The 25945-nt window shown below is 59.8% G+C and carries 24 protein-coding genes and 1 pseudogene; 14 read left to right on the forward strand and 11 right to left on the reverse strand.

All coding sequences use genetic code 11. The features are described from left to right. Nucleotides 1–588 precede the first annotated feature (588 nt). Together BM062_RS18000 and BM062_RS18005 are read right to left on the reverse strand one after the other, a co-directional pair. Nucleotides 589–2580: a putative Ig domain-containing protein gene (locus tag BM062_RS18000; RefSeq protein WP_092399355.1), complete on the reverse strand. Its 1992-nt coding sequence runs from the start codon at nt 2578–2580 to the stop codon at nt 589–591. Between the two features lie 277 nt (nt 2581–2857). Continuing rightward, the gene (locus BM062_RS18005; RefSeq protein ID WP_175501068.1) at nt 2858–4786 is read right to left on the reverse strand and encodes a putative Ig domain-containing protein; all 1929 of its coding nucleotides are present in this window, start codon (nt 4784–4786) and stop codon (nt 2858–2860) included. A 222-nt stretch (nt 4787–5008) separates the two neighbouring features. On the opposite strand from BM062_RS18005, the gene BM062_RS18010 reads away from it, so the two are divergent. The 7 genes from BM062_RS18010 (at nt 5009) to BM062_RS18035 (ending at nt 10758) form a co-directional block, all read left to right on the forward strand. After that, complete coding sequence (locus BM062_RS18010) at nt 5009–5788, forward strand: molybdate ABC transporter substrate-binding protein (RefSeq protein WP_092399359.1); 780 nt, start codon at nt 5009–5011, stop codon at nt 5786–5788. Nucleotides 5789–5851: 63 nt separating this feature from the next. Next, nucleotides 5852–6268, forward strand: a complete 417-nt coding sequence (locus BM062_RS18015; RefSeq protein ID WP_371326608.1) for a hypothetical protein — start codon at nt 5852–5854, stop codon at nt 6266–6268. Between the two features lie 453 nt (nt 6269–6721). After that, entirely contained in the window at nt 6722–7972 is a 1251-nt protein-coding gene (locus BM062_RS18020) for a glycoside hydrolase family 18 protein (protein ID WP_254785142.1), read from the forward strand. Between the two features lie 103 nt (nt 7973–8075). After that, entirely contained in the window at nt 8076–9908 is a 1833-nt protein-coding gene (locus BM062_RS18025) for a carbohydrate-binding protein (protein ID WP_139220101.1), read from the forward strand. A 20-nt stretch (nt 9909–9928) separates the two neighbouring features. Continuing rightward, entirely contained in the window at nt 9929–10063 is a 135-nt protein-coding gene (locus tag BM062_RS26140; protein ID WP_256381580.1) for a hypothetical protein, read from the forward strand. 87 nt (nt 10064–10150) lie between these two features. Beyond that, entirely contained in the window at nt 10151–10345 is a 195-nt protein-coding gene (locus BM062_RS18030) for a hypothetical protein (protein WP_175501069.1), read from the forward strand. Nucleotides 10346–10362: 17 nt separating this feature from the next. Continuing rightward, nucleotides 10363–10758, forward strand: coding sequence for a RidA family protein (locus BM062_RS18035; protein WP_092399367.1), 396 nt, complete (start codon nt 10363–10365; stop codon nt 10756–10758). 24 nt (nt 10759–10782) lie between these two features. On the opposite strand, the gene BM062_RS18040 is transcribed toward BM062_RS18035, so the two are convergent. The 4 genes from BM062_RS18040 to BM062_RS18055 form a co-directional block, all read right to left on the reverse strand. Continuing rightward, the gene (locus BM062_RS18040) at nt 10783–11832 is read right to left on the reverse strand and encodes an XdhC family protein (RefSeq protein ID WP_092399369.1); all 1050 of its coding nucleotides are present in this window, start codon (nt 11830–11832) and stop codon (nt 10783–10785) included. A gap of 9 nt (nt 11833–11841) precedes the next feature. After that, nucleotides 11842–14088 carry a xanthine dehydrogenase family protein molybdopterin-binding subunit gene (locus tag BM062_RS18045; protein WP_092399370.1) on the reverse strand — a complete coding sequence of 749 codons (2247 nt, stop codon included), beginning with the start codon at nt 14086–14088 and terminating at the stop codon, nt 11842–11844. A gap of 10 nt (nt 14089–14098) precedes the next feature. Then, nucleotides 14099–14572 (reverse strand): (2Fe-2S)-binding protein, encoded by a 474-nt coding sequence (locus tag BM062_RS18050; protein ID WP_092399371.1) that lies wholly within the window; start codon nt 14570–14572, stop codon nt 14099–14101. Between the two features lie 192 nt (nt 14573–14764). Then, a complete protein-coding gene (locus BM062_RS18055) occupies nt 14765–15673 on the reverse strand; it encodes an AraC family transcriptional regulator (RefSeq protein ID WP_092399372.1) in 909 nt (302 codons plus the stop codon). A gap of 204 nt (nt 15674–15877) precedes the next feature. On the opposite strand from BM062_RS18055, the gene BM062_RS18060 reads away from it, so the two are divergent. Next, nucleotides 15878–16468: an NAD(P)H-dependent oxidoreductase gene (locus tag BM062_RS18060; RefSeq protein WP_092399373.1), complete on the forward strand. Its 591-nt coding sequence runs from the start codon at nt 15878–15880 to the stop codon at nt 16466–16468. Nucleotides 16469–16504: 36 nt separating this feature from the next. Here the strand turns inward: BM062_RS18060 and BM062_RS18065 are convergent, their stop codons facing one another. Together BM062_RS18065 and BM062_RS18070 are read right to left on the reverse strand one after the other, a co-directional pair. Next, the gene (locus BM062_RS18065; RefSeq protein ID WP_092399375.1) at nt 16505–17332 is read right to left on the reverse strand and encodes an SDR family oxidoreductase; all 828 of its coding nucleotides are present in this window, start codon (nt 17330–17332) and stop codon (nt 16505–16507) included. A 33-nt stretch (nt 17333–17365) separates the two neighbouring features. After that, on the reverse strand, nt 17366–17785 hold the full coding sequence (locus BM062_RS18070) for a (R)-mandelonitrile lyase (RefSeq protein ID WP_092399377.1): 420 nt from the start codon (nt 17783–17785) through the stop codon (nt 17366–17368). Nucleotides 17786–17890: 105 nt separating this feature from the next. On the opposite strand from BM062_RS18070, the gene BM062_RS18075 reads away from it, so the two are divergent. Beyond that, the gene (locus BM062_RS18075) at nt 17891–18784 is read left to right on the forward strand and encodes a LysR family transcriptional regulator (RefSeq protein ID WP_092399378.1); all 894 of its coding nucleotides are present in this window, start codon (nt 17891–17893) and stop codon (nt 18782–18784) included. Between the two features lie 142 nt (nt 18785–18926). On the opposite strand, the gene BM062_RS18080 is transcribed toward BM062_RS18075, so the two are convergent. Further along, the gene (locus BM062_RS18080; protein WP_092399380.1) at nt 18927–20144 is read right to left on the reverse strand and encodes a M20/M25/M40 family metallo-hydrolase; all 1218 of its coding nucleotides are present in this window, start codon (nt 20142–20144) and stop codon (nt 18927–18929) included. 123 nt (nt 20145–20267) lie between these two features. Then, on the reverse strand, nt 20268–20444 hold the full coding sequence (locus BM062_RS26255; protein WP_371326610.1) for a hypothetical protein: 177 nt from the start codon (nt 20442–20444) through the stop codon (nt 20268–20270). Nucleotides 20445–20471: 27 nt separating this feature from the next. Here BM062_RS26255 and BM062_RS25970 point away from each other — a divergent pair. Continuing rightward, a pseudogene (locus tag BM062_RS25970) lies at nt 20472–21143 on the forward strand (Dyp-type peroxidase). Between the two features lie 39 nt (nt 21144–21182). Here BM062_RS25970 and BM062_RS18095 read toward each other — a convergent pair. Continuing rightward, a complete protein-coding gene (locus BM062_RS18095; protein ID WP_254785143.1) occupies nt 21183–21887 on the reverse strand; it encodes an SgcJ/EcaC family oxidoreductase in 705 nt (234 codons plus the stop codon). Between BM062_RS18095 and BM062_RS18100 the strand changes: the two genes are divergently transcribed. The 4 genes from BM062_RS18100 (at nt 21874) to BM062_RS18115 (ending at nt 25932) form a co-directional block, all read left to right on the forward strand. Then, nucleotides 21874–22494 (forward strand): TetR/AcrR family transcriptional regulator, encoded by a 621-nt coding sequence (locus BM062_RS18100; protein ID WP_092399388.1) that lies wholly within the window; start codon nt 21874–21876, stop codon nt 22492–22494. The two genes, BM062_RS18095 and BM062_RS18100, sit on opposite strands and share 14 nt — an antisense overlap. An 89-nt stretch (nt 22495–22583) precedes the next feature. Continuing rightward, complete coding sequence (locus tag BM062_RS18105) at nt 22584–23438, forward strand: oxidoreductase (RefSeq protein WP_092399390.1); 855 nt, start codon at nt 22584–22586, stop codon at nt 23436–23438. 24 nt (nt 23439–23462) lie between these two features. Then, the gene (locus tag BM062_RS18110; protein ID WP_092399392.1) at nt 23463–24464 is read left to right on the forward strand and encodes an NADP-dependent oxidoreductase; all 1002 of its coding nucleotides are present in this window, start codon (nt 23463–23465) and stop codon (nt 24462–24464) included. A gap of 190 nt (nt 24465–24654) precedes the next feature. Next, nucleotides 24655–25932 carry an ABC transporter substrate-binding protein gene (locus BM062_RS18115; RefSeq protein ID WP_092399394.1) on the forward strand — a complete coding sequence of 426 codons (1278 nt, stop codon included), beginning with the start codon at nt 24655–24657 and terminating at the stop codon, nt 25930–25932. The last annotated feature ends 13 nt before the right edge of the window (nt 25933–25945 follow it).

Genomic DNA, 25945 nt, shown 5'->3' on the forward strand with positions numbered 1-25945 from the left:
ACGTGAATATTGATTGCTTCGTGCTTTGCCAGCCATTGCATCAATACCTTAAAACCTTGGTGATTGTTTTCTATGCTCTTGCTGCGGATTTTTCCATTTGGTAAGCGCAAAGCACAATCGAGCTTGGCTTTTGCTACGTCAATACCCAAAATAAAAATGTGCATACAACGTCCTCTGATAATCTACCTTGTCAATACGGGCTGCCGGCAGGCCGGGCCAAAGATACTGTGCGATTTTTAAACGAGGGTGAGCGACTGCTGCAAAAATCTACGTCACTGGCTTAAAACCAAAGGGCGCAAACGGCATCCAGATCGCTCGATCTTGATATGCCTACCAAGAACTGTCTTCGTAATTCGAGCGGTCGAATTACAAATTGAAAGATCTAACTCCAAAATCATAATACAAGGGCGTAATAGCGAAGCGTATTACGCCGTATGTTTGATCGATATCATGCAGCATTCTCTTGTCGTTATTTGCTCCATTTCATTTGACATCACTTGCCTTTGCGAGGCATCTCGTGCGGCGTAATACGCTTCGCCATTACGCCCTACCGGGTACGCCTTACCGCGTTATCAATGGCAGATCAAATTACGGGATATAGAGTTCTGACGTAAGGACAGTATTGACTCCACCAACGATCAGTACCTCCCCATCTTCTAGCAAGGTGGCTGTGTGGCCGCCTCTTGAGAAATTTAGGTGGCCAGTTGGCGCCCAGTCATCAGTACTTGAATTATAAAGTTCCGGTTTTGCCATCCCACCTCCTGGAGTCGCCAGCACTTTTCCATTGTCCAGTGTCGTGAGGGTAGGGCTGGTATGCTTATAAGCTGAGGGTTTGGTCAATGCCCAGGCACCGCCGCCAGGGGCATTAGGGTCGTAGACCTCTGCCGTATTCAAACTGACGTTGCTGGCATCGTAGCCCCCTAGAACCAGCACTTTCCCATTTTGCAGCACGGTGATGGCGTGATTGTAGCGAGCGTTATTCATGTCTCCGGTTGATGTCCAAGTTTCAGTATTGAAGTCGTAAAGCTCCGCTGCCGCTTGTGCAAGACCGCCAAAGGACGGCGCTCCACCAGTAACCAATACTTTGCCGCTGTTTTCTAGTAATACGGCGGTGTGGTTGCGGTAACGAGGCTTCTTCATCAATCCAGTGAACGCCCAGATGTTGGTCTCAGGGTCATAAAGTTCAGCTGTATCGGCGCTGGCGCTGAAGGATCCTCCTCCAACAATCAGTACTTTGCCATTTGGCAGAAGGGTGGCGGTGTGGCCGGAGCGATGGCGATTCATCGCTCCGGTGTCGGCCCAGAGACCAGTTTTTGGGTCATAAATCTCAGCAGTTCCTATTGCGTTTCCTCCAGTTACCAATACTTTGCCATCTGAGAGTTGAGTCGCAGTATGGTTGCTTCGAGGGCTGCTCATCGATCCGGTGAGAGTCCAGAGACCGGTACTTGGATCATAAAGTTCTGCTGTATCAAAAATTGCGCCCCCAGTGATGGCCTGCCCTCCAACAATCAGTACTTTGCCGCCTGGCAGCGGAGTCGCGGTGTGATTAAAGCGGGCGTGATTGATGTCCGCACCCGGATAGAACATCCCTGGCCCGGCAATGGTTATGGCAATGGTTGCCTTGGCACTGCCAGCGTCGTTGCGTCCCGTGATGGTGTAGATTTGCGCTTCCTGCGGGGTAGTTGGCGTACCGCTGATTTCCCCGCTATCCGTGTTCAGGCTCAGTCCTTCTGGCAACGATGGCTGGACGTCAAATTCGATAATGGCGCCTCCAGTGGCAGTGGGCAAATTCGGAGCGATGACTTTGCCTTGCGGATAGATAGCCACTGGCTGGCTATAGGTGAGGTTATCGGGGGCCTGTAAAGAATCGGCAATTCCGATGGTCAGCGCTCGCGACACGGCGCCGGCAGCGTTGCTGGCGCTGATGACATAGGTAGCGGCAGGTTTCGCCGTGCTGGACGCGCCACTGATCACGCCGGTGGAGGGATCCAGTTGCAACCCGTCAGGCAAGGCAGGGGAAGCGCTGAATTGCGTAATCGCGCCGCCTTCGGTGTATGGCAGGTTGGGATTGATATCGACATTGACCGGATAGGAGACCGGGTTTTCCTTGTAGCGCAACAAGGTTGGCGCAGTGACGCCGGCCGTGACTTCAATTTGCAGATAGGCGGTTGCCGCGCCATGCGCATTGCTGCCGGTGACGGTATGGATAACCGCAGGGGTGACCTCGGCAGGCGTGCCGCTGATGACGCCGCTTACCGCATCCAGCACCAGGCCGACCGGCAGGGCCGGTTCCACGCTGTAGTCGGTGATCTTGCCGCCGCTGTTGTGCGGGACATTCGGCGTGATTGCCTGATGTTGTGCATAATTGGCCAAACTGACGGCATAGACCAAGCCGGTCGGCGGATTGACATCGATGCCTGGATCAGAGCCAGAATCACCGCTGCCGCAGCCGTACAGCAAACCGAGCACGGCAATGCCCAAGAGCAAATGCAGTTTCTTGAAAAATTGCCTCGACGACGCTAGCGTTGCCAGGCAATTCCCTGTGATGTCACTCCAATTTAAACAATGAAATCGATTCATTTTGCATCCTTACAGTTTGGCCGCCGGCTGCTCGGCAACAGAATCGAAAACGATACGCATTTGTTCCAAATGAAGACATAGGAATTGTCTTAAAAAATCTAACTGGCGGAAAACAGCGACGGACCTGAAGCGGTCAGCACCTCGCGGTCTTGTAGCAAGTAGCTGTGCGGTTGAAGAGTGGCCGAATAAAAAAACCACAGGCAGGGTCTGTGGCGCCATGACTCAATAACGGGCAGGGCCGTCAATTTAAGCTGACGGCCAGCACATTGAAATCGAATTACGGGTTATAGAGTTCCGACGCAAGAGCGTTACCAGCAATCAGTACTCTGCCGTTTTCCAGCCGCGTGGCTGCGTGGCGAGTAATTGGCATGGCATGCAGGTTGCCGCCTAGTGCCCAGGAATTGGTACTTGGATCATAGAGTTCCACCGTTCTTGTAGGCCCGCCAGTGATCAGAATTTTTCCATCAAGTAGCCGTGTAAGGGCTGGGTATGGATGACCATAGTTCGTGGCGCCGGTCAGTGTCCAGGCGCCTGAAGCAGGGTCATAAAACTGTGCTGTATCGGTTGAGTGGCCTGCAACCAGAACTTTTCCATCTGGCAGTGTGGTCATGGCGAGGTGGTCGCCAGGAACCCTCATACTCCCTGTTAACGTCCAGACTCCAGTATCAGGATCATAGAGCTCCGCAGTGGGGTCTTGATAGCCTCCGCCAGCGACTAGAATTTTGCCAGTTTCAAGTAACGCAGTGGCATGACCAGCGATACGAGGGTAATGCATCCTAGCAGTGAGTGTCCAGGTGTCAGAACTCGGATCATAAATCTCTGCCGTTGTCGCGGGTGCGCTATCCACATTTCCGTTCAAACCTCCAGCAATCAGTACTTTGCCATCCGGTAGGAGGGTAGCGGTATGGGACGTGCGTGCAAGATTAGTCATTTCGGTGGGTGTCCAGATATCTGTGCTTGGGTCATAAATCTCTGCGGTTCCCCGCACGCCGATGTCGCCTCGCTCTCCTCCGACGACCAGTACTTTGCCATCGGGCAGCAGGGTGGCGGTGTGATATTGGCGGGCCTGGCTCATCGATCGGATGGGCGTCCAGGTGTCGGTATTTGGATCATAAAGTTCTGCTGTATTAGAGTCCCCGGACCCGGAGAGGTCATTTCCCCCCGCCGCCAATACCTTGCCACCGGGCAGCAGGGTAGCGGTGAGGCCGACGCGAAGCTGGCTCATGTCAGGACCTGGCTCAAACGAGCCTGGTTTGACAATGGTGATGGTAATGGTTGTCGACGTGCCGCCAGCGTCATTATTTCCGGTAATGGTGTAGGTTTGCGCTGCCTGCAGGGTAATTGGTGTACCGCTGATTTCCCCACTCTCCGTGTTCAGGCTCAGTCCTTCTGGCAACGATGGTTGGACGTCAAATGCGGTAATGGCTCCTCCAGTGGCAGTGGGCAAATTCGGAACAATGACTTCATCTTGTGAATAGATGGCCACTGGCTGGCTATAGACCAGATTTTCGGGTGCCTTTAAAGAATCGGTAATGCAGATCGTCAGCGCCCGCGACACGGCGCCGGCGGCATTGCTGGCTCTGATGACATAAGTTGTTTCCGGCATTACCGTGCTTGGCGCGCCGCTGATCACGCCAGTCGAGGAATCCAGCTGCAATCCGTCCGGCAAGGCGGGAGAGCTGCTGAATTGTGTGACCGTACCGCCTTCGGTGTATGGCAGGTTGGGATTGATATCGACATTGACCGGATAGGAGACCGGATTTTCCTTATAGCGCAGCAAGGTTGGCGCAGTGACGGCGGCCGCGACTTCAATTTGCAGGTAGGCGGTTGCCGCGCCGCGCGCATTGCTGCCGGTGACGGTATGGATAACCGCGGGGGCGGCCTCGACTGGCGTGCCGCTGATGACGCCGCTTACCGCATCCAGCGCCAGGCCTGCAGGCAGAACTGGCTCCACGCTATAGCTAGTGATCTTGCCGCCGCTATTGTGCGGGACGTTCGGCGTGATTGTTTGATGTTGTGCATGACTGGCTGAGCTGACGGCATAGACCAGGCCGGTCGGAGGATTGATGTCGACGCCTGGGCCGGGATCAGAACCAGAGTCAGAACCACCGCCGCAGCCATACAGCAAACCCAGCACGACAATACTCAACAACAAATACAGCTTCTTGAAAAACCTATGCGACGATGCTAAAAGCAGTGTCGCCACCTGATTTCCTGCGATGTCATTACAATTTGAACGATGAATCCGATGCATTTTGAATCCTTACTGTTTAGTCACTGCTTGATAAGTAAAAAAATCAAAAACATTACGCGCTCACTTCAATTGCAAATATAGGAACTTTCTTAAAAAATTGATTTATAGAAAATAGGGGCTTGCATGATCCCGCTACTTTGCCTACGCATCAGGAATGTTTTTTATGGATCCCGCATGACCGCGGTGAAAAAAACCATTGTTTTCGGCGCGTCAGCGATTGTGCTCAGCGCAGGACTGCCGCCGTCCGCATCGGCTGACGACCTGAAGGTGCTGACCGCCGGCGCCTACAAACAAGTGGTAGCGGCCATGGCGCCGCAATTCGAGGCCAGCACCGGCCACCGGATCATCCTGGAAAACGACACCGCCGGCGGCGTGGCCAGGCGTATCGAGGGCGGCGCCGCGTTCGACGTCGCCATCATGACGCCGGACCTGGTGGCGCGGCTGGTCGCCAGCCGGAAAGCGGACGCCGCCAGCGTGGTCAACCTGGCGCGGGTGGGCATCGGCGCCATGGTGCCGGCAGGCGCGCCGAAGCCGGACATCCGTACCGTAGAAGGTTTAAAGCAGGCGCTGCTCGACGCCAGGTCGGTTGCCTATATCGATCCCGCCGCGGGCGGCTCCAGCGGGATCTACATGGCGAAACTGTTCCAGCAATGGGGAATCGGCGACGCGATCGAGCGCAAGGCGGTAAAAGTGCAGGGCGGCTACGTTGGCGATCACCTGGTGAACAATGAAGCGACACTCGGTTTCCAGCAGGTCAGCGAAATCCTTGCGGTGAAAGGCGTGGTTTTTGTTGGGCCATTGCCGGCCGAGATCCAGAATTTCACCGTCTACACCGCGGCCATCGGCGCCGCCAGCAGGGAGCAGGCCGCTGCACAGGCGTTGCTGCATTTGCTTGCCGGGCCTGAAACGGCGCGGGTGCTGCAGGAAAGAGGCATGGAGCCGGTCAAGCCTTAGGATCGGCGGATCGCGGTTAACCACATGGAGAACCTTATGCAAGGAAAATTCAAGCCGTTGCTGATGTCCGTATTGCTGGCGTCGGCTGCTTTCTGCGTTGGCGGCGCCAATGCGCAACCGGTAGCCGTTCCGGCAGCCGGCAACGCGGCGGCCACGCCAGACAACGCGCTATTGCTGACCGTGTTCCTGAAGCACGACCAGTCGCGCCCGCTTGGCGAGCTCAATGCCCAGCTTGCCAGGCAAGGGTTTTACAACGCGTTCCCGCCGCCGGGAATAGAGGTAGTAAGCTGGTATGTAACGATGGGTATCGGACAAGTCATTACGCTGCGCTTGCCGGCCTCCCGCCTGCGCGAGGTAAACCGCGTGCTGGAAGACACCGCCTGGGGCAGCTACAGGACCGAGTTCTATCCTTCTTATGACTACAAAGCGGTAGCGCTGGCCGAGCATAACAAGGCACAACAAGCGCCTGCCGGCCAGTAATCTCCACAGTAGACGCAGCTTCAATCCCGCCTCAACACGCCACGCTGGGAGACGGGTCTTGCCGCACATTCCTTGTGCGCGCAAGCCAGGATTTTTCCAATTTCAATGAAATTTCCTGGTTTTTACTAAAAATCCCTGAAAAAACAGTAAGTCCACTTGCAAAAGCAACAGGTCTGATGACTTGCGGTAAAGCCATTGTAAACAACGACCTGCAGCCATATCCATTGCGTCGCAACATGACGCAAAAGCCTTTACGGCAATACCACCAAGATACGGGTTGACAGCAAATTTTGTGCACCCTACAGTCATCGGACAACTGTTTCCATGTGGAAATATCGAGGATAGATCACAGAGCGCGACAAAAACCGGGGCCGGCAATTTTCCGCATCGATTGACGGCACCCAGACCACGCTCGCAACAAGCAAGCCATCCCAATCTATCCAGGAGAATCAAATGAAATCGAAATTGATACAAGGACTTGCAATCGGTCTTTCAAGCATGGCGTTCTCGGCGCACTGCGCCGGGCAGCCTGCAACAGCGGAAACCGGGTTCAGCCAGGCCGCAGCGACGCCTGCTGCAACCTGCCAGTACACCACCTGGACCGCCGGCATCAATTATGCGATCGGCAGCGTGGTCCAGTTCCCGGCCAACGGCAATTTCTACAAGGAGGTGAATGCCGGCACCAACGGCAGCGACGGCACCGACCCGACCATCAGCACCTGGTACTGGCAGCCGACCACCTGCAGCGGCCCGGCCGCGCCGCCGCCGACCGGATTCATCTACAGCCCTTATTTTTACTCAGGCGACTATAACGGCGACCAGCTCAACACTACCGTGACCGGCAGCTCGCAAATCCTGCTGAAGGTAATGCCAGCCAAGCTGCAAGCGGTGACCTGGGCCTTCGCCACCGGCAGCTGCGGCAGCGAAAACTGGAGCGGCGTCTCCGCCGCGGCGTTTGCCAAGGCGAACGTGGCCAGCTTCGTCAATGCGGGCAAGAAGTACATCGTGGCGACCGGCGGTGGCGGCGGCAGCTTTACCTGCACGTCGGACGCCAATTTCACCAAATTCATCAAGACCTACTACAGCGCCAACCTGCTGGGCATCGACTTCGACATAGAAAGCAGCCAGACCCAAAGCGATATCAACAACCTGGTGGCACGGGTGTCGGCGGCGCAGGCGGCATATCCGAACCTGCGCTACAGCTTCACGCTGGCGACCGACGGCGGCAACGAAAGCCAGAGCCTGGGCGGCACCGGCGTCAAGGTGATGACCGCGATCCAGAATTACGGATTGAAAAACTACACGATCAACCTGATGACCATGGATTTTGCCGAGTCGGGCCAGGAAAATGCGGCGCTGTGCACGCTGAACAGCAGCGGCAAATGCGATATGGGCAAGTCGACCATCGCTGCCGCCGAAAGCCTGCACAACCACTGGAAGGTGCCGTACAGCCAGATCGAAGTGACGCCGATGATAGGCGGCAACGACAGCATCGCCGAGACCTTCACTTTGGCCGATGCGGTCACCGTGTCGAACTATGCCTTGTCGAAGAAACTGGCCGGCGTCCATTTCTGGGCCTTCTCGCGCGACCGCGATTGCGCTCCGCCGAGCTCCGACAACAACTCGTCCGGCACCTGCAATGACTATGGCAAAGCGGGCACGCTGGGCTACACCAACAAGTTCATTTCGGCGCTCGGGCTGTAGCAGGAGCCCTGATTGCCGGCCATCGAGCACCCCGGCGCGATGGCCGGCAATCATCAATCGTCAGCAATCCAAGACCACAGTAAACACCCTATTGGAATCCCTCTTGAAAACTACTCCCACCCGATATTTATTAAGAAGCATCACGCCTGTCTTCATCGGCATGTGTCTCCTGAGCAGCTGCAGCGACGGCGGCGGCTCCGGTTCGGCGACGGCCGGCGCCAGCGCAAAGGCGGCTGCCAGCGCCGGTTCCCCTTACGGCGGCAAGGCGTGGCCGCTGCCCGGAACGATCCAGGCTGAAGACTTTGACACCGGCGGACAGAATGTCGGCTACTACAACCCGGGCAATACCAACCAGGGCGGCCAGTACCGCAAGACGGAAGGCGTCGGCATCGAAGCGACTTCCGATACCGGCGCTGGCTATGACGTCGGCTGGACCACCGCCGGCGAATGGCTCAACTACACGGTCAATGTGGCGGCCGCCGGCAACTATAGCGCGCAAGTCCGGGTCGCCAGCCAGGGGCAGGGCGGCACTTTCCATTTCAATGTAGACGGCGTCAGCGCCACGCCGCAGCTGACGATCCCGGATACCAAAGGCTGGCAGAACTGGCAAACGCTTTCCAGCAATATCACCTTGAGCGCAGGGCAGCACGTGATCCAGCTGCACCTGGACAGCGTCGTCAACGGCGGCCTGGCCGGCAACTTCAACTGGTTCAGCATCGGCAACGTATCGACAGTGGTCGACGCCGGCACCATAGACGGCAAGCACATGTTCGGTTACCAAGGCTGGTTTGCCTGTAACGGCGACGGCTCGCCGCTGAGCGCTGCCGGCAACGGCTGGCGGCACTGGGCGCCAGGCGCAACGCCGAACCCGCAGAACGTCAGCGTCGACATGTGGCCCGACATGCGCGACGTGCCGGCCGGCGAACGTTGCAATACCGCGTTCGTCATGCCCGATGGATCCCCCGCAACGCTCTACAGCGCCTGGAACCGCAGCACGGTCAACCGCCATTTCGAGTGGATGAAGGCGTATGGCCTGGACGGCGTTTTCCTGCAGGAGTTCGTGGTCGAGCTGGCGCCGGGTTCGGCCGACCGGCGCTTCCGCGACGGCGTGACGGCCAACGTGCGTGCCGGCGCTGAGGCAAACGGCCGGGTCTGGGCGGTGATGTACGACATCTCGGGAGAAAAATCGGAGAACATCATCCCGCGCATCAAGGATCACTGGGCGGCGCTGGCGGCAGACGGATCGCTGGCGTCGAGCCGTTACCTGCACCAGGGCGGGCGTCCGGTCATCTCGATCTGGGGCATGGGATTCACCGGCCACAACGCCACCCCCGCGCAAGCGAACGAGTTGATCGACTGGTTCACCAAAAACGCGCCCGACAACCAGCGCGCCTTCGTGATCGGCGGCGTGCCTTCGCGCTGGCGCACGATGGGCGACGATTCGCTGCAGGATCCTGCATGGGCAGACGTGTATCGCCGCTTCGACGTCATCAGTCCGTGGACCGTAGGCCGTTATGGCGATGAAGCCGGCGCGCAAGCCTGGCGGCGCGACGTCATCGCGCCGGACCTGGCCGAGGCCAAGCGGGTGGGGCGGCGCTACATGCCCGTCATGTTCCCGGGCGGACGCAACCTGCCGCGCAAGGGCGGCCGTTTCTGGTGGACCCAGTTCTACGAGTTCAAATCGGCCGGCAACAATATCTTTTACACCGCCATGTTCGATGAAGTGGACGAGGGCACGGCGATGTACAAGGTGGCTCCCGACAAGTCGCTGATCCCGACCGAACCGCCGGCGTCGACCAACCGGCCGCCGTTCATCACGCTGGATGCGGATGGAGAAAGCCTGTCCAGCGATTTTTACCTGCGGCTGGCGCGCGAGGCCAACCGCGTACTGAGCGGCGCCCGCACGCTGGAGTCGACGCGGCCAATCTCGCAGTAGCCGTCATGGAATCGCTGTACATGGCTCCTGGCGTGGCCGCAGCGGTTGCCGACGGCGTCATGGCGGGCGTGGCTGCCCTCGCCACCAGCCGTCGCCGCAGCCATCCGACATTTGCCATCGACGACCTTGGCTTCCGGCTTGCCAGGGATTTATAGCGCGGGCCTGTTTCTGGCATAATTGCCTATCGTCAACTTAAAGGCGAATAAATCATGGCCCGGACCAGGCAGGAGACAACCGGCGGCTTGGATCACATGCTGCTAACGAATGTCCTTTCGATCTTGGAACATCAGGCGGGAACCGGGGTGCTTTCCTTTCGTGCGGCCTACGATATTTATGTGGCGATTGCGAAGGACCTGGGCGTCGCCTTGCCGATGAAAGAACTTGCAGACATCGGATACCGGCTTGAAGCGGCTGGATTCAAGATGCCTGACATGTAACCTGAGAAAATCCGCCCATGACATTCCGCACAATCAACCCGCCTGGAGCAACCATCCCGGGAATTTCGCAAGCGACGGTTGTCGAGACCGGAAAGCTGTTGCTGCTTTCCGGCCACGTGCCACTCCATGCCGACGGTTCCGTTGCCGGACCAGGGCTTGAAATCCAGCTTGAACAGGTTTTTTCCAATCTTGAGGCGACCCTGATAGCCGCCGGCAGCAGTTTTGGCAATGTGGCGCGGTTGACAATCTACGTGCGCGATTTCAAGCCTGAGCTACTTCCGGTGATACGTTCCGTGCGCGATCGCTTCGTCAATACGGCGCATCCTCCGGCCAGTTCGCTGATCGGCGTGGCGGCATTGTTTCATCCTGATGTGCTGGTCGAGATCGATGCGATTGCGACAATCCCGGGCTGATCCTCAGCTAGAGAAACAGGAGCCTTATACGGTGCAGCTGGAAACGGCGGCCGACGCCTGGCGCCTGGCGCTTTCGTACAGCGACTTGCCAGCCACGACTGGCGTGGCTGACGGCAGCAGGACGCCGTTTTTCACGGCCACGATCTCAGCCATGATAGACAGCGCGATCTCGGCCGGCGTCTTGCTGCCGATGTACAGGCCCGCCGGACCATGCAGGCCCTGCAGCGCGGGCTCCGCGATGTCGAAGTAAGTACGCAGCCGGTCGCGACGTTGCTCGCTGTTGCGGCGCGAGCCGATGGCGCCGACATAAAAGGCCTCCGACTGCAGCGCATCGATCAGGGCCAAGTCATCCAGTTTCGGGTCGTGCGTCAGGGCTACCACGGCAGTGCGCGCATCAGGCTGCAGCTGCAAGACCAGGTCATCCGGCATTTCGTGGCTGACCGTCACGCCATCGAGTTGCCAGCTTGCACGGTATTCTTCCCGCGGGTCGCAGACCACAACCTCGAAACCCAGGCTCAGCGCCATCTGGCACAGGTAGCGCGAGAGGTCTCCGGCTCCGATGACGATGAGGCGGGCCTGCGGCCCCAGGTAGGTGGCCAGCTGCTTGCCGTCCAGCCGGGGCACGCCATCGCGCCTGCCAGCGCGCAGTTGCACTTGGCCGGTCTGCAGATCCAGCACTCGTTCGGTGCTGTGCCGCCGCTCGCAGGCCAGCAAAAGTTCGTCCAGCCGGCTAAGTGCTGATACCGGCTCCAGCACCAGTTCCACGGTGCCGCCGCAAGGCAGGCCGAAGCGGTGCGCTTCGTCGGCCGAGATGCCGTAGCGCAGCACAGTGGGCAGGCCGCTTGCGCAAACGGCCTGTGTCCCTTCTTTCCTGATACGGACAATGAGGTCGTCCTCAATGCAGCCGCCAGATACCGAACCGGCGGTTTCGCCACGGCCGTTGATAGCCATGAGCGAGCCGGGCGGCCGGGGAGAAGAACCCCAGGTCCGGGCTACGGTGACCAGCACCACGGGCAGGCCCGCCGCCTGCCAGTCCAGCGCGGTGCGCAAGACCAGGGTATCGAGATCTTCCATGGCGCCGGCTTACGCCAGGTTGAACGGCAGCTGGCGCAGCGGCTTGCCGGTCAGCAGGGAAATGGCGTTGGCGAATGCCGGAGCCAGCGGCGGCAGGCCCGGCTCGCCCATGCCAGTCGGCGGTTCGGCGCTTGGTACGATGTGGACCTCCAAGGCCGGTATGTCGGTGATCCGCGCTACCGTGAAGTCGCCGAAGTTGCTCTGCTCGACCACGCCTTCCTTGAACGTGATGGCCGAACCCGGCAGGCACATCGACAGCCCCATGACCGCTGCACCCTGTATCTGCGCTTCAACGCTGCGCGGATTGACCGCGAGGTTGCAGTGCACGCCGGCGGTCACGCGGTGCAACACCGGCTGCCCGTCCCGCACCGACGCTTCCACCACGTAAGCCACCACGGAGGAAAAGGATTCGTGCACCGCCACCCCCCAGGCGCGCCCGGCCGGCAATGGCTGCTTGCCATATCCGCTCTTGTCCACCGCCAGCTGCAGGGCAGCCCGGTGGCGCATATGTTTGTCGCCGAACAGCTGCATGCGGTAAGCCACCGGGTCCTGTCTGGTGCTGCGGGCGATCTCGTCGATCAAGGTTTCCATCACGAAGGCAGTGTGGGTGGAGCCGACGCTGCGCCACCACAGTACCGGCACGTTGAGTTTGGGGTGATGAACCGTCAGGCGCATCGGCAGCGCGTAGGGTTCGCGCATGCCCTCGGTTGCCGTGGCGTCGATGCCGTTCTTCACCTGGTACTGTTCAAATACAGAACCGGTGGTAATCGACTGGCCGACGATGACATGGTCCCAGGCCAGCACCTTGCCGCGTTCGTCGAAACCTATGCGCGCGCGGTGCAAGTGCATCGGGCGGTAGTAGCCGCCGCGCATGTCGTCCTCGCGGCTCCATAGCGTGCGCACTGGAACCTTGAGGCCGGCTGCCCGGGCCGCCTTGGCGATTTCGCAGGCTTCGACCACAAAATCGCTGCCGCTGGAGAAGCGCCGGCCGAAGCCGCCGCCGGCCATCTCTACGTGCACTGCCACTTGCTCCGGCTTGATGCCAAGGACGCGTGCGACTGCGGCGCCGTCCAGGCCGGGGCATTGGGAGCCGGTCCATATCTCGGCGCGGCCGTCGGCAAGCGCGACGGTGCAGTTGAGCGGCTCCATGGCTGCGTGAGCCAGGTAGGGAAACACGAATTCCGCTTCCAGCTGCCGCGGCGCTGCAGCCAGGGGCGCCATGTCAGCGTCGAAATGCCGAGGTCCGGGGCGGGCGGCCAGCTCACGGTACTGGGCCAGCTGCTGTGCGCTGTCGACTTTCTCGACGGCCGCGGTGTCCCACTGCAGCTTCAGCGCGTCGCGGCCTAGCTTGGCCGGCCAGTAACCGTCGGCGATCACCGCCACGCCTTCGGCACCGCGGTCCAGCGGCACGCGCAGCACGGCTTTCACGCCTTTGACGGCGCGCGCCGCACTGTCGTCCAGCGAGGCCAGGCGGGCGCCGAACACCGGCGGGCGCGCCACTACGGCCGTCAGCTGGCCCGGCAGGCGGACGTCAATCCCGAATTGCTGCCGTCCGCTGCTCTTGGCGCGCGCGTCCAGGCGTGCAGTGGGGCGGCCGATGATGCGGAAATCCTTGGCGTCCTTCAGCGTGACCTTCTCAGGCACGGGGAGGGCCATTGCGGCTTCGGCCAGTTCGCCGTAACCCAGCTTGCGCCCTCCAGGCCCCAACACCGAGCCAGCTTCCGTGCGCAGGGCAGCCACATCCACATTCCAGCGGACCGCCGCTGCGCCCAGCAGCATGGCCCTGGCGCGGGCGCCGAGTTCGCGATACTGGGCGAAGCTGTTCTTGACCGAACTGGAGCCGCCGGTGATGTGAATGCCGAAGAACGGATCGACATAGGCGGGATCGTTCGAGCCGTGCCTGCTGCGGACCAGGCTCCAGTCCGCATCCAGCTCCTCGGCCAGGATCATCGACAAGCCGGTTTGCACGCCTTGGCCGAATTCCAGCCGGTTGACCACTACCGTGACTTCACCGTCAGGGGCGATGTGCACGAAAGTTAACGGCTGTTGGGTCGGCTTGAGGGCACTACCGGCCTGGCCGTTGCCGGTAGCTTGTCCCATCGCGAGGTGGGGAAAGGCGCCGAGCGCCAAGCCGACAGAACCGGCCAGCTTCAGGAACCGGCGGCGCGGAAGCGTGGCAGCCTCTTCAGCTTGTCCTCGGGTCAGCAAATGCTGCAGGGCGCGCGGCATTTCGCTGTAATCAACATTGGGCAGCATGGCAGTTCCTTCAGGCGAGGGTTTTGGCGGCATCGGCCACTGCGGCGCGGATGCGGACGTAGGTGCCGCAGCGGCAGATGTTGCCGGCCATCGCCGAGTCGATCTCGGCGGCGGTCGGCTGCTTGCCGCGGGGCAGCGATTTGAGGAAACCGGTGGCGCTCATGATCTGGCCGCTCTGGCAGTAGCCGCACTGCGCCACGTCGTGCTTGACCCATGCGGCGTGTACCGCCGCGCCGACCGGGTCGCTGCCATCGGTGACGGCTTCGATGGTGGTGATCTTTCTGCCTTCCGCAGCGGAGACAGGGGTAATGCACGAGCGGGTAGCCTGGCCGTCCAGGTGCACGGTGCAGGCGCCGCACAGCGCGGCGCCGCAACCGAACTTGGTGCCGGTCATGCCTAGCGTATCGCGCAAGGCCCAGAGGATGGGTGTGTCGGGGTCGGCGTCGATTGTGTACTGGCGGCCGTTGACGTTGAGCGAGCTCATGGGTGGCGGTTCTCCATAGTGTGGGTGGGGTGGGGCATGGCGGACACTGCGCCGGAAGCGTCGGCAGCGTTGGGCCTAGACGCTGGCCAATGCGTAAATTATGGGTCTTCGCCGATCGGATCAGCTTGCCGGTTTCAACGCCTTTCTTGCCTATTCCTACGTTTTATCGCCATTGCCGGTTTTTTCCTCGGCTCAGGCAGATTCGCGCAATCGTTTGATGTCCCGCAGCGGAGGCGCGCCAAACAAGCGGGTGTATTCGCGGCTGAACTGGGAAGCGCTTTCATACCCCACGCGCAGTGCGGCGCTGCCCGCATCCAGGTCTTCATTCAGCATCAGTTGCCGGGCGTCCTGCAAGCGCAGATGCTTCAGATACTGCAACGGGCTCATGCCGGCTACCGCACGAAAATGCTGCCGGAAGGTGGATGGACTCATGCTGGCTCTGGCAGCCAGGTCATCGATGGGGATATCCGCCGCAAAGTTCTGCTTCAGCCAGGCGATCACCTTGGCGATATGCTGGCCCGGGGCGCCGGCCGTGACGAGATGGCGCAGCGTCGGCCCATGCTCTCCATTCAGCAGCCGCACGACAATTTCCTGCTGGATCAGCGGAACAATGAGTGGAATCAGGTGCGGTTCATCCAAAAGGCGCAGCAGCCGGGTCAGCGCATCGAGCAGGCCGTCATCCAATGCCACGACGGACATTGCACGCGAGGCCGGCGCCTTGAGCGGCGCCGCAAAATCCATCTCGGCAGCCACCTGGCCAATGACGCGCCCATCCAATTCAAGACGCACGCCCAGGTAGGGTTCGACAGAGTCGGCACGGGTAACGTAGGACGCCACCGGCAGGTCGACCGATGTAACGAGCGCTTGTCCCGGGCCGTAGTCAAAGATCTCGTCGCCAAGCGTGACACGCTTGCGGCCCTGTACCGTTATGCCCAGCCCCAGGCCATAGATGCATGGCATCGGATCGGTGGCTGCGCTGCGGCGATAAACCATCAATGCAGGGATTTTTGTCGTGTAATCCCCATCGGTTTGGGCAATATTTCCTGCCAGCCGCGCAAGATCGCCCGTATTTACCGAAGGGGTTTCGTTTCCTGATTTCATATGGCTGCCGCAGAAATTATCATCGAAACCTAGTCTAGCACCAGCGACCTGCTTGTTTTCCAGATTCGCTGCGAATTCATCGGATCAGGCAATAACAAGATCAAATCCGGCAAACCTTCCTGCGCCCGCCTAGCTCACAATGACAGCCACGGACAAACAGCGGTTCAACGCTGCACTCACACAGGCAAGCACATAGGATCAACGATGAAAAAAGCACTGATAATCAACGCCCACCAGTTCTACCAAGGCATCTCCACCGGCAAGCTGAACCAGACCATGGCTGGAATCATCACGCAGGAAATGGAGAACCGGGATTACGAAGTCATGCAGACAAGCATTGAGGCAGGCTACGATATCGATGCCGAAGTTCAAAAACACGTCAGGGCAGACTTCATCATTCTGCAATCCCCGGTTTACTGGTTCGGCATGCCATGGATATACAAGAAATACGTCGACGAAGTGTTCACGGCAGGCCTGGTGCAACAGAGTTTGCTGGCCGATGACGGACGCACCCGGCAAGACCCGGGCAAGCAGTACGGGACTGGCGGGAAGATGCAGGGCAAGAAGTACATGCTTTCCTTGACATGGAACGCTCCTGAAGAGGCATTCGGCGACGCCGGACAGGTCTTGTTCCAAGGCAAATCGGTCGACGACGTATTCGTCAGCAATACCGCCAACTACAGATTTTGTGGCGCAGAAATCCTTCCGGCATTTTCCTGCCACGACGTCATGAAGCAGGCCGACGTTGAGGGCGATATTGCAAGGCTTCGCGAGCATCTTGAAACGGTAATATAAATTCCACAAAACCGGATGCTCCAGCCTGGGACTTGATCAAGCCGGCGCAAGCTCACCGTACCAGTAAGCGGCTGTGACTCCGCCATCCATGAGGAAATCGCTGCCGGTGATAAACGCCCCGTCCGGCCCCATGAGCAGAGCGCCGACGTTTCCTACCTCGTCGGGAGTGCCGGCGCGGCCGGCTGAGGACAGTTCCATCATTCGCCGGTATCCTGCGCCGCGCGGGCCGGAAAGCTCATCCTTGGCGAGCGGTGTAACGATGATGCCAGGGCTGATTGTGTTGACTCGCGCCCCGCGCTTACCCCAACGCACCGCCTCGGCCATGACGCGCAATGCGTTTCCTCGTTTGGAAATCTGGTAGGCGTTGAGCGGGTCCGTCACCCGGTCCGGCTGGAGCATGGGAAGTGCGAGCAGTTCGTCAGCCGGCGTGATCGCCAGAGCCTTGTTTTGCTCCGGCGTCAGCGCTGGGAGGCGATGCCCGGACTGCGACGCGATCACCACGCCGGCGCCGCCGCGAGCGATGACGTTGCCAAACTCCTCCAGCACGAGCGCGGTGCCATACAGGTCGACCCGCAGGATCTGGGCGGGCGACGCCTGCGTCGGGGAAACTCCTGCCGCATGGATCAATCCGGTGACTGCGCCAAGGGCCTCGGCCATCTTGGCGAGAACATGGACGGACTCGCGCGAAGTGACGTCCACCACTGCAGTGCTCACCTCGAATCCAGCTTCACTGAGAGTTTTCGCGGCGGCGTTGGCATTATCTTCGCGCAGGTCGGCCAGGAAAACGTGTTTTCCTGCACTTATCCGGCGGGCGATCGCCTGGCCGATCGATCCTGATCCGATGACTACAATGACGTCTTTCATTCAGATTTCCTTTCGTGTCCGGTGAATGGCAGTTCAGTTGGATTGCCGGGCATGCCTGCCAGCCAGGTATTGTTCGTTGCTGACCTTTTCCATCCAGACCACCGCGACGCCGTCGAGCACCTCCTGCACCGCAATATGGGTCATGGCGGCGGTCGGCGTCGCTCCGTGCCAATGCTTGTGCCCCGGCGGGCACCAGATCACGTCGCCGGCGCGAATTTCCACGACTGGCTCGCCCTCGCACTGGGTCCAGCCACAACCGGCGGTGACGATCAGCGTCTGGCCCAGCGGGTGGGTGTGCCAGGCCGAGCGAGCGCCTGGCTCGAAGGTGACGCTGGCGCAGGAAGTGCGCGCCGGCGCCGGCGGCGTGCTCAGCATTTCTATTCGGACCTGGCCGGTAAAAGTAGCCTCGGGGCCGTTTATTGAAGCGATCGTGCCCACGCGTTTGAGTTCCATGGCATTTCCTTTGCATTCCGTGAGGGGATGCCAGGCAGTTTATCGCGCAAGGACTGCCGTGATTAGATGCTATTATCGGCATGGACTTATGAGAAAGGCTCATGAATGGCGCGTGAAAATTTCAATGATCTGCTGGCCTTTGTCACCGTCGCGCGCGAGGGCAGCTTTACGCGCGCCGCCGCGCAGCTCGGCGTGTCGCAGTCTGCGCTCAGCCACACCATCCGCGCGCTGGAAAACCGGTTGGGGATCCGCCTGCTGACGCGCACCACGCGCAGCGTCTCCGCCACTGAAGCTGGCGAACGACTATTGACGACGGTGGCGCCGCGCCTCGATGAAATCGAAGCCGAGATGGCGGCGCTGAGCGAACAGCGCGACAAACCTGCGGGCAAGCTGCGCATCACCACCGCTGAACACGCAGCCAACAGCGTGCTGTGGCCTAAACTGAACACATTCCTTCCCGGCTACCCTGACATCAAGGTCGAGGTGACCATCGACTACGGGCTGACCGACATCGTGGCAGGGCGCTTCGACATCGGCATACGCCTTGGCGACCAGGTGGCCAAGGACATGATCGCGGTGCGGATCGGGCCGGACCTGCGCATGGCCGTGGTCGGATCGCCAGTCTACTTCCAGCAACGTCCGCCGCCGCGTACCCCTCACGAGCTGACCGCGCATGACTGCACCAATCTCCGCCTGCCGACCTATGGCGGGCTGTATGCCTGGGAGTTTGAAAAAAATGGCCACCCGCTGAAGGTGCGGGTCGAGGGCCAATTGACGTTCAATAGCAGCAGCCCATGCTTGAGGGCGGCCCTGGCTGGTTTCGGCTTGGCGTTTTTGCCCGAAGACATGGTGCTTGAACATGTGGACGCCGGACACTTGGTGCGCGTGCTGGAAGACTGGTGCGCTCCCTTTGCCGGTTACCATCTGTACTACCCGAGCAGGCGTCAGGCATCGCCTGCGTTTATGCTGCTGGTCGATGCCTTGCGCTACCGCGCCTGAACCACGCGCTGGCCACCTTCAAGCCTGGCTCAGGCAATGCCGGCGCCAAGGGCTGGAAACACATCGCTGAACAACAGCCGGCCCCTGATTAAGAACGATCCTTACGCTTTCTCGGGGGCCGTGCTATTGGCCGTGCGGGATCTTATTTCCGGCTGCCCAGTTCCATGATCATGCGGGTCAGCAGATAAAAGCGCGGCACCACGCTGTCGACTTCGGCGTACTCTTCCGGCGTATGGATGCCGCCGCCAACAATGCCGAAGCCATCCAGCGTCGGGATCCCGACACCTGCCGAGAGGCTCGAATCGGCTGCGCCGCCGCTGCCCTCAAGCGTCAGTTTTTTGCCCAGCTCGCCATAGATGGCTTGCGCCTTGGCGGCCAGCGCCTCCGATTGCGGGTTTGCCGGCATCGGCGGGAAACCGCGCGTCAGGCGTGTCGTCACCTGGGTATCGGGGATCAGTTTTTTCTCGGATACCTTGGCCAGGTCTTTTTCGACGCGGTCGAACTCTTCGGGAACCGCGACCCGCACGTCGCCGAAGGCGGTAGCGTGATCTGGAATGACGTTAGTCGCGCCGCCTGCGTTTATCACGGTAAAGTTGACCGTAGTTTGCTTTTCGCGATCGCCAAGCTGGCCGAGCTGCAATATCTGGTGCGCCACTTCCATCGCCGCATTGCGGCCGCTGTCGGGCGCAACGCCGGCGTGCGCTGCCTTGCCGGTTACCTCAACCTTCACCGTGCCGCTGCCTTTGCGCCACACCACCAGGCCGTCGGCCGGCCGGCCCGGTTCGAGGTTAAGCACCATATCGTGCTGTTTGGCGACTTTTTCGATCAGCGCGCGTGAACCGGCCGAGCCGGTCTCTTCGTTCGAGTTGAGCAATAAAGTGATCTGCGCATAATCTTTAAAACCTAACTGCTGCAGGATTTTTAACGCATACAGGCCGGCGACGATGCCGCCTTTGTCATCCATGACGCCAGGGCCATAAGCGCGGCTGTCTTTGATGTAAAACGGCTTTGCCGTGGCTGTGCCGTGCTTGAAAACCGTATCCATGTGCGCCATCAGCAAGATTTTTCCTTTGCCGGTTCCAGTAAATGTCGCCACCACGTTATTGCCATTTGCAGGCGCTGCCGCCGGATAGGTTTCAACGCGCGCCCCGATTTTTTTTAATTCTTCGATCACTATCCCGCTGACCTGGCTCAATCCCGGTTCGTCACCGGTGCCGGTATCGATATTCACCAGGCGTTCCAGCAGTTTCAAGGCTTCACCCTTGTATTGCTCGGCTTTTTCATAGACCTGCTTGTCGGGTTCGGCAAAAGAAGGGGGAGCGGCTAAACCAAGAGCTATGCCTAAACCCAGGCTTGACATGAATGCGGATCGTGCAAAATGAAACATTATTGTGACCTCCCGTTTGAATGTTGGATTATTGAATTATTGAACTGGATTCTGGCACAGACTGGATAGCTCCGGCAAAGGATTCAGTGAACTGGTTCAGGCGGCTTCGCTGATGCGGCGGGCGATGGCTTCGCCCATCTCGGTGGTGTATGGCGAAAGGTTTGTCCCGCAGATATTCCCGACAATCTTTGTTCTTTCGACAAGGATGTTGTAGGCGCCAACGGCATGATCGCTCCTGCTGCCCAACATGACCTCTGGATCTGGATCACGCAATCAAGCGCCGCAACCCTGTATGACAGCATGAGCAAAGCGGTATCGTTGCTGGGTCCTTTTGCCGATCTTGCCAGTGAACAGATTTGCTTCCCTTATCACAACAACGTGACATTCGACGGTTTTGCGGACGGCGTTGCAAATCCCAATCCGTTCCGCGCCAACAGCGTGGCCATCATTGCCGACGGTGAAAAAGGCGCGGGCGGATCAACCGTGCTGATCCAGAAATGGAAGATGGATATTGAGAAATTGAGGGGCTTGCCTGTGCACGAGGCTGAAAACGTCTGGGGCAGGACCAAGGCCGGAAGCCACCAGCTATCGCCTTTGCCCGAAGATTCCCACGTCGGCAGGAATCAGTTCAGGTGAAACGGCGAAGAAAAAGATATCGTCCGCAGGAACGCCAATTATGGAAACGCGAAAGAGGCGGGCATCATGTTTGTCGGTTTTTGCAGCGACATCACGGTCACGATGGGAATGCTTGAACAGATGTACGGCGTAGGTTCCGACGGCGTCTCGAAAACCGACAGGCTGCTGGATTTCGCTACCGCACTTTCCTCGGCGATCTATTTTGTGCCCAGCCTGGATGCATTGTCGAAAATGGATATTTCTCCTGAAGATCCTGACCAAGATCCGGTCCAAGGGTTCGGCAAGGTAATTCTCCAGCGTAAAGCCACGCTGGAGAATAGTCGCCTAACCTATTGATCCTTCATCAGGATTGCCGGGATTTAATCCATATAGCAGTTAATCTTCCTCGGTAAACTCTGGCATTGCCGACGAATGATGATTGATGATTTTCCAGTCGCCATCGATTTTTTCATAGACATAGGTATACCGTGCCCGCACCTTGGCCGGCTTGCCGTTCTTCAGCACATCGAAAGTGTAGGCGCCGCTATCGAGCGCAAGATTCTCACCCAATATGCGGATCTGGCGATAGTTGATGGTGCCCTTTGGCTTGAGCAGCAGGAAATGTTCAAAGTACTCTTTGATTTCTTCCGGTGTCGCACGGATCTTGTTTGATACGGTCGGCTGCAATATGCCGTTGGGCGCATACAGTTTCACGACTTCCTCGGGTTTTCCAGTCGCCAGGGCGGCATTCCAGCGATCAAACAGGCCGGCAATTTCTTTCTCCTCGGCAGTGGTTGGCGCAACCGCTACATGGTCATATCTCTTGGGAGGCTCCTTTGCGACAACAGCAGCGCTGAGGAGTAAAGAAATCACGAATAACAGCTTTTTCATTTCATATTTCCTATCGATAAAAATATGCACTCGCGGACGAGGCAAGACATATTTGTTCTGATTGATAAAGTCGGCCAGCGGCAAGGATAGGGAAGAGAAAAGAAATGTGGCATCAGGAAATCTTGATTTTTTTGCAGGATTGGCGAATTGAATAGTAAGGAAATTCCTAAGCGTGCGAGTTTTTAAAAAATGATATATGATGGTCGTCATGCAGATTAAACCAAACCATCCAGGCGCCAGGCGCGCCACCCAGAGCCGCAAGGAAGCGACGCACGACCGTATCGTCGAGGTAGCCGCGCGCGCGATCCGGCGCAGCGGTTATGCCGGCACCGGGGTGGCGGATATCATGAAGGAAGCCGGCCTCACGCACGGCGGCTTTTACGCGCACTTCGACTCGCGCGAGATGCTGCTGGCAGAAGCGGCTGACAGCGCCGGCGCGGAAGCGGTGAGCTTGTCGGCCGACATCGCGGCTGCGGCGGCGCCAGGGCAATCCTTACAGGCGGTGATGCAAGCCTATTTATCGCAGCAGCACCTGGAAGACGTCGAGAATGGCTGCCCGGTGGCAGCGCTTGGCTCCGAGATGCACCGCCAGGCGCCGGAGGTGCGGCACGCGGCCACGCGCCACATCAAGGCGATGATCGATATGGTGGCCCGCCAGCTGCCCGACTGGGGAACGCCGGGCGCGCATGAGCAGGCGATGTTCATGGTCACTTCGATGGTCGGCACGATGGTGATGGCGCGGGCGGTCGACGATCCCAGGCTGTCCGCTGCGTTGCGCGAAGCGGCGCTCAAGCATTTTTCTGAGGCTGGCAAATAAGGCCGGCTTGGCAGCCCACGTTCCGGGATTTTTTTTGACACAAAATATGATGATCGTCATATTAAATGTTTACACTGAGAGGAAGCGCAATGAACAGCAAGATCGCAATCGTGACCGGAGCGTCATCGGGTATCGGCGAAATCACCGCCGAGCAGCTCGCCAGGGCGGGTTACAAGGTGTACGGCACCAGCCGCCGTGGCGCGCAAGGGCAAAGCGGCAAGCGCGCATTCCAGATGCTGGCGCTGGATGTGACCAGCGACGAATCGGTGGCGGCCGCCGTCAACGAAGTGCTGCGGCTTGAAGGGCGCATCGACCTGCTGGTCAACAATGCCGGCTTTGGCGTCGCGCCCGCCGCGGCCGAAGAGAGTTCGATCCGGCAGGCGCAGGCGATTTTCGACACCAACTTCTTCGGGATCGTCAGGATGATCCGCGCCGTCGTGCCGCACATGCGGCGGCGCGGAAGCGGGCGCATCATCAATATCAGCTCGGTACTGGGTTTTGTGCCGATGCCGTACATGGCGCTGTACTCGGCCACCAAGCATGCGGTGGAAGGCTACTCGGAATCGCTGGACCAGGAGCTGCGCACCCAGGGCATCCGTGTTTCGCTGGTCGAACCGGCCTACATCAAGTCGGCGTTCGACGCCAACCAGCTGCAGCCCGACCAGGCGCTCGAGGAGTATCGCGACCTGCGCGCCGGACTGGACCAGCGCGTGAAGCAAGCGCTGGAAGGCGCGGATGGTCCGGCCGTGGTGGCCCGGACGGTGGTGCAAGTGGCGCTGGCGGCGACGCCGAAAGTGCGCTATACCTCGGGTGCGCTGGCAGGCCGCCTGCGCTTCCTGCGCCGGTTCGCGCCCGCCGCGCTGGTCGAAGCCGGCGTACGCAAGGATCTGCGGCTCGACTCCCAGCCAGCGGTGCGCAAACCCGCCACGGCCTTGCCACAATAATCTACGATAAAACGGGAGCAATACATGAAAGCCTACTTCATCAACCGCTACGGCAAATCGGACGTGCTCACCTCGGGCGACCGGCCCGAGCCGGTACTGCGCGACGACGACGTCCTGGTGCAGATCCATGCTGCCGGCGTCAATCCGGTGGACAATAAAATCCGGGACGGCGAATTCAAGCTGCTGTTGCCATATAAGATGCCGCTGATCCTGGGTTGCGACCTGGCCGGCGTGGTAGTGCGCATCGGTGCAGGCGTACGCCGTTTCAAGGTGGGCGACGAAGTCTATGCGCGGCCGGACGACGACCGCATCGGCACGTTTGCCGAATTCATTGCGATCACGGAAGATTCGCTGGCTCTCAAGCCGGCCAATTTGACGATGGAGGAGGCCGCGTCGATGCCGCTGGTGGCGTTGACCGCATGGCAGACGCTGGTCGAAAAAGGCCAGCTGAAGAAAGGCCAGAAAGTGCTGATCCACGCCGGTTCAGGCGGCGTCGGCACGATTGCGATCCAGCTGGCCAGGCACATCGGCGCTACGGTCGCCACCACCGCCAGTGCGGCCAACGCCGACATGCTGAAGAGCCTGGGCGCCGACATCGTCATCGATTACAGGAAGGACGATTTTTCAGCCAAACTGAAAGATTACGACCTGGTGCTCGACACGCAGGGCGGCGACACACTGAAAAAATCCCTGAGCGTGCTCAAGCCAGGCGGCAAGCTGATCGGCATCGCCGGCCCGCCGGATCCCGATTTCGCCAGGCAGCGCGGCTTGAACGGTTTTCTGCGGCTGGTGATGGGGCTGCTCAGTTACGGTGTCCGAAAAGCCGCCAGGCGCAGCGGCGCCAGCTACTCCTTCCACTTCATGAGCGCCAGCGGCCAGCAGCTTGGCGAAATCACCAGGCTGATCGAAGCCGGCCACATCCGGCCGGTGGTCGACCGGGTGTTCCCGTTCGAGCAAACCAGGCAGGCGCTGGACTATGTCGAAACCGGGCGCGCGAAAGGGAAAGTCGTGATCAAAGTGCGCTGACTGAGAGCCCCTTGCCCCTCCAGAAAGCTGCCAAAAGGGCGGGTTTGTAGAAAATCCGCGGGCCTGCCCGGGTGTGAAAATACTACAAGCCGGCCCCGGTTTTTGTGGTAGCGCCCGCCGGCCGGGCAACCCTATAGTCTCCCTGCGTCACACAGACGCGGTGCATAAAAAAACAGAGGAGACAATAGTGATGAATAAACTCGCCTATGCCGGCGCGCTTGCCGGCCTGGTGTTCCTGATGCCGGCCGCTTCCGCGGCCGATTCCTGCAGCGTGCCGCAATTGAAAGTACTGGCCCAGAAGACCCTGGGCCTCACCACGCTTGAGAAGTCGCTGGCCGACTACCGCAAGGCCAGCGGCACCCAGGTCGACCTGGTGTATTTCGGCGAGAACGATCGCCGCGGCAAATCGCGCCTGGACGCCTCCACCAAGGCCGGCGCCTACCAGGTCTACTACGTGGACGAAGCCAACGTGGCAGAGTTCGCCGCCGCCGGCTGGATCCTGCCCTTGCTGAAATACTATCCGAAGGAATACGACTACAACGATTTCCTGCCCGGCCGCCGTGCCGTCGCCAGCTACAAGGATGTCGCTTACTTTGCGCCGTTATACGGCGGCGGCGACTTCCTCTATTACCGCAAGGACTTGCTGGACAAGGCGCACATCGCGGTGCCGAAGACGCTGGAAGAACTGCAGGCCGCCATCAAGAAGCTGAATAACCCGCCGGCGGTCTATGGCTGGGTGGCGCGCGGCCAGCGCGGTTCGGGCATGAACGTGTGGCGCTGGTCGCCGTTCTTCACCGCCGTGGGCGGCGAATGGGTCGGCAAGGACGGCAAGGCCGGCTTCAATTCGGCGGCCGGGGTGAAAGCCACGCAAACCTACATGGACCTGCTGAAGTACACGCCGCCAGGCACCGCCACCTACGACTGGAGCAATGCGGTCGAAAGCTTCCGCGCCGGCAAGGTCGCCTTCATGATCGAATCGACGCCGTTCGCCGACTGGATGGAAGACCCTAGCAAATCGTCGGTAGTGGGCAAGGTCGGTTATGCGCGGCCGCCGGCGCCGCTGTCTTCGGCAGGTTTCGGCCACGGCTTTGCGATTGCCGCCTACGGCAGCAAGGATGAATGCACGCGCCAGGCAGCCGGCAAATTCATCGCCTGGGCCAGCAGCAAGGAACAGGAGCAGGCGCGCCTCAAGGACGGCGTGTTCAGCGACTATAACCGCAGCAGCACGATTGGCAGCCCTTATTTCCAGCAGCATGTGCAGCCGGGGATCGTTGCCGGCCTGAACGCGATCACTGACACCACCAGGCTGAATATCTGGTCGTCGCCGCTGTGGCCGCAGGTCGGCGATAACCTTGGCGTTGTGCTGGAAGAACTGTTCACAGGCACCCGCACCGACGCCAAGGCCGCGCTGGACGACGCCGCCAAGTATACCGACGCCGTCATCGCCCGCGCCGGCCGCCGCAACTGAACGTCACGCCGGA

This window comes from Collimonas sp. OK412, from assembly GCF_900112135.1.
Classification (GTDB): Bacteria; Pseudomonadota; Gammaproteobacteria; order Burkholderiales; family Burkholderiaceae_D; genus Collimonas; species Collimonas rhizosphaerae.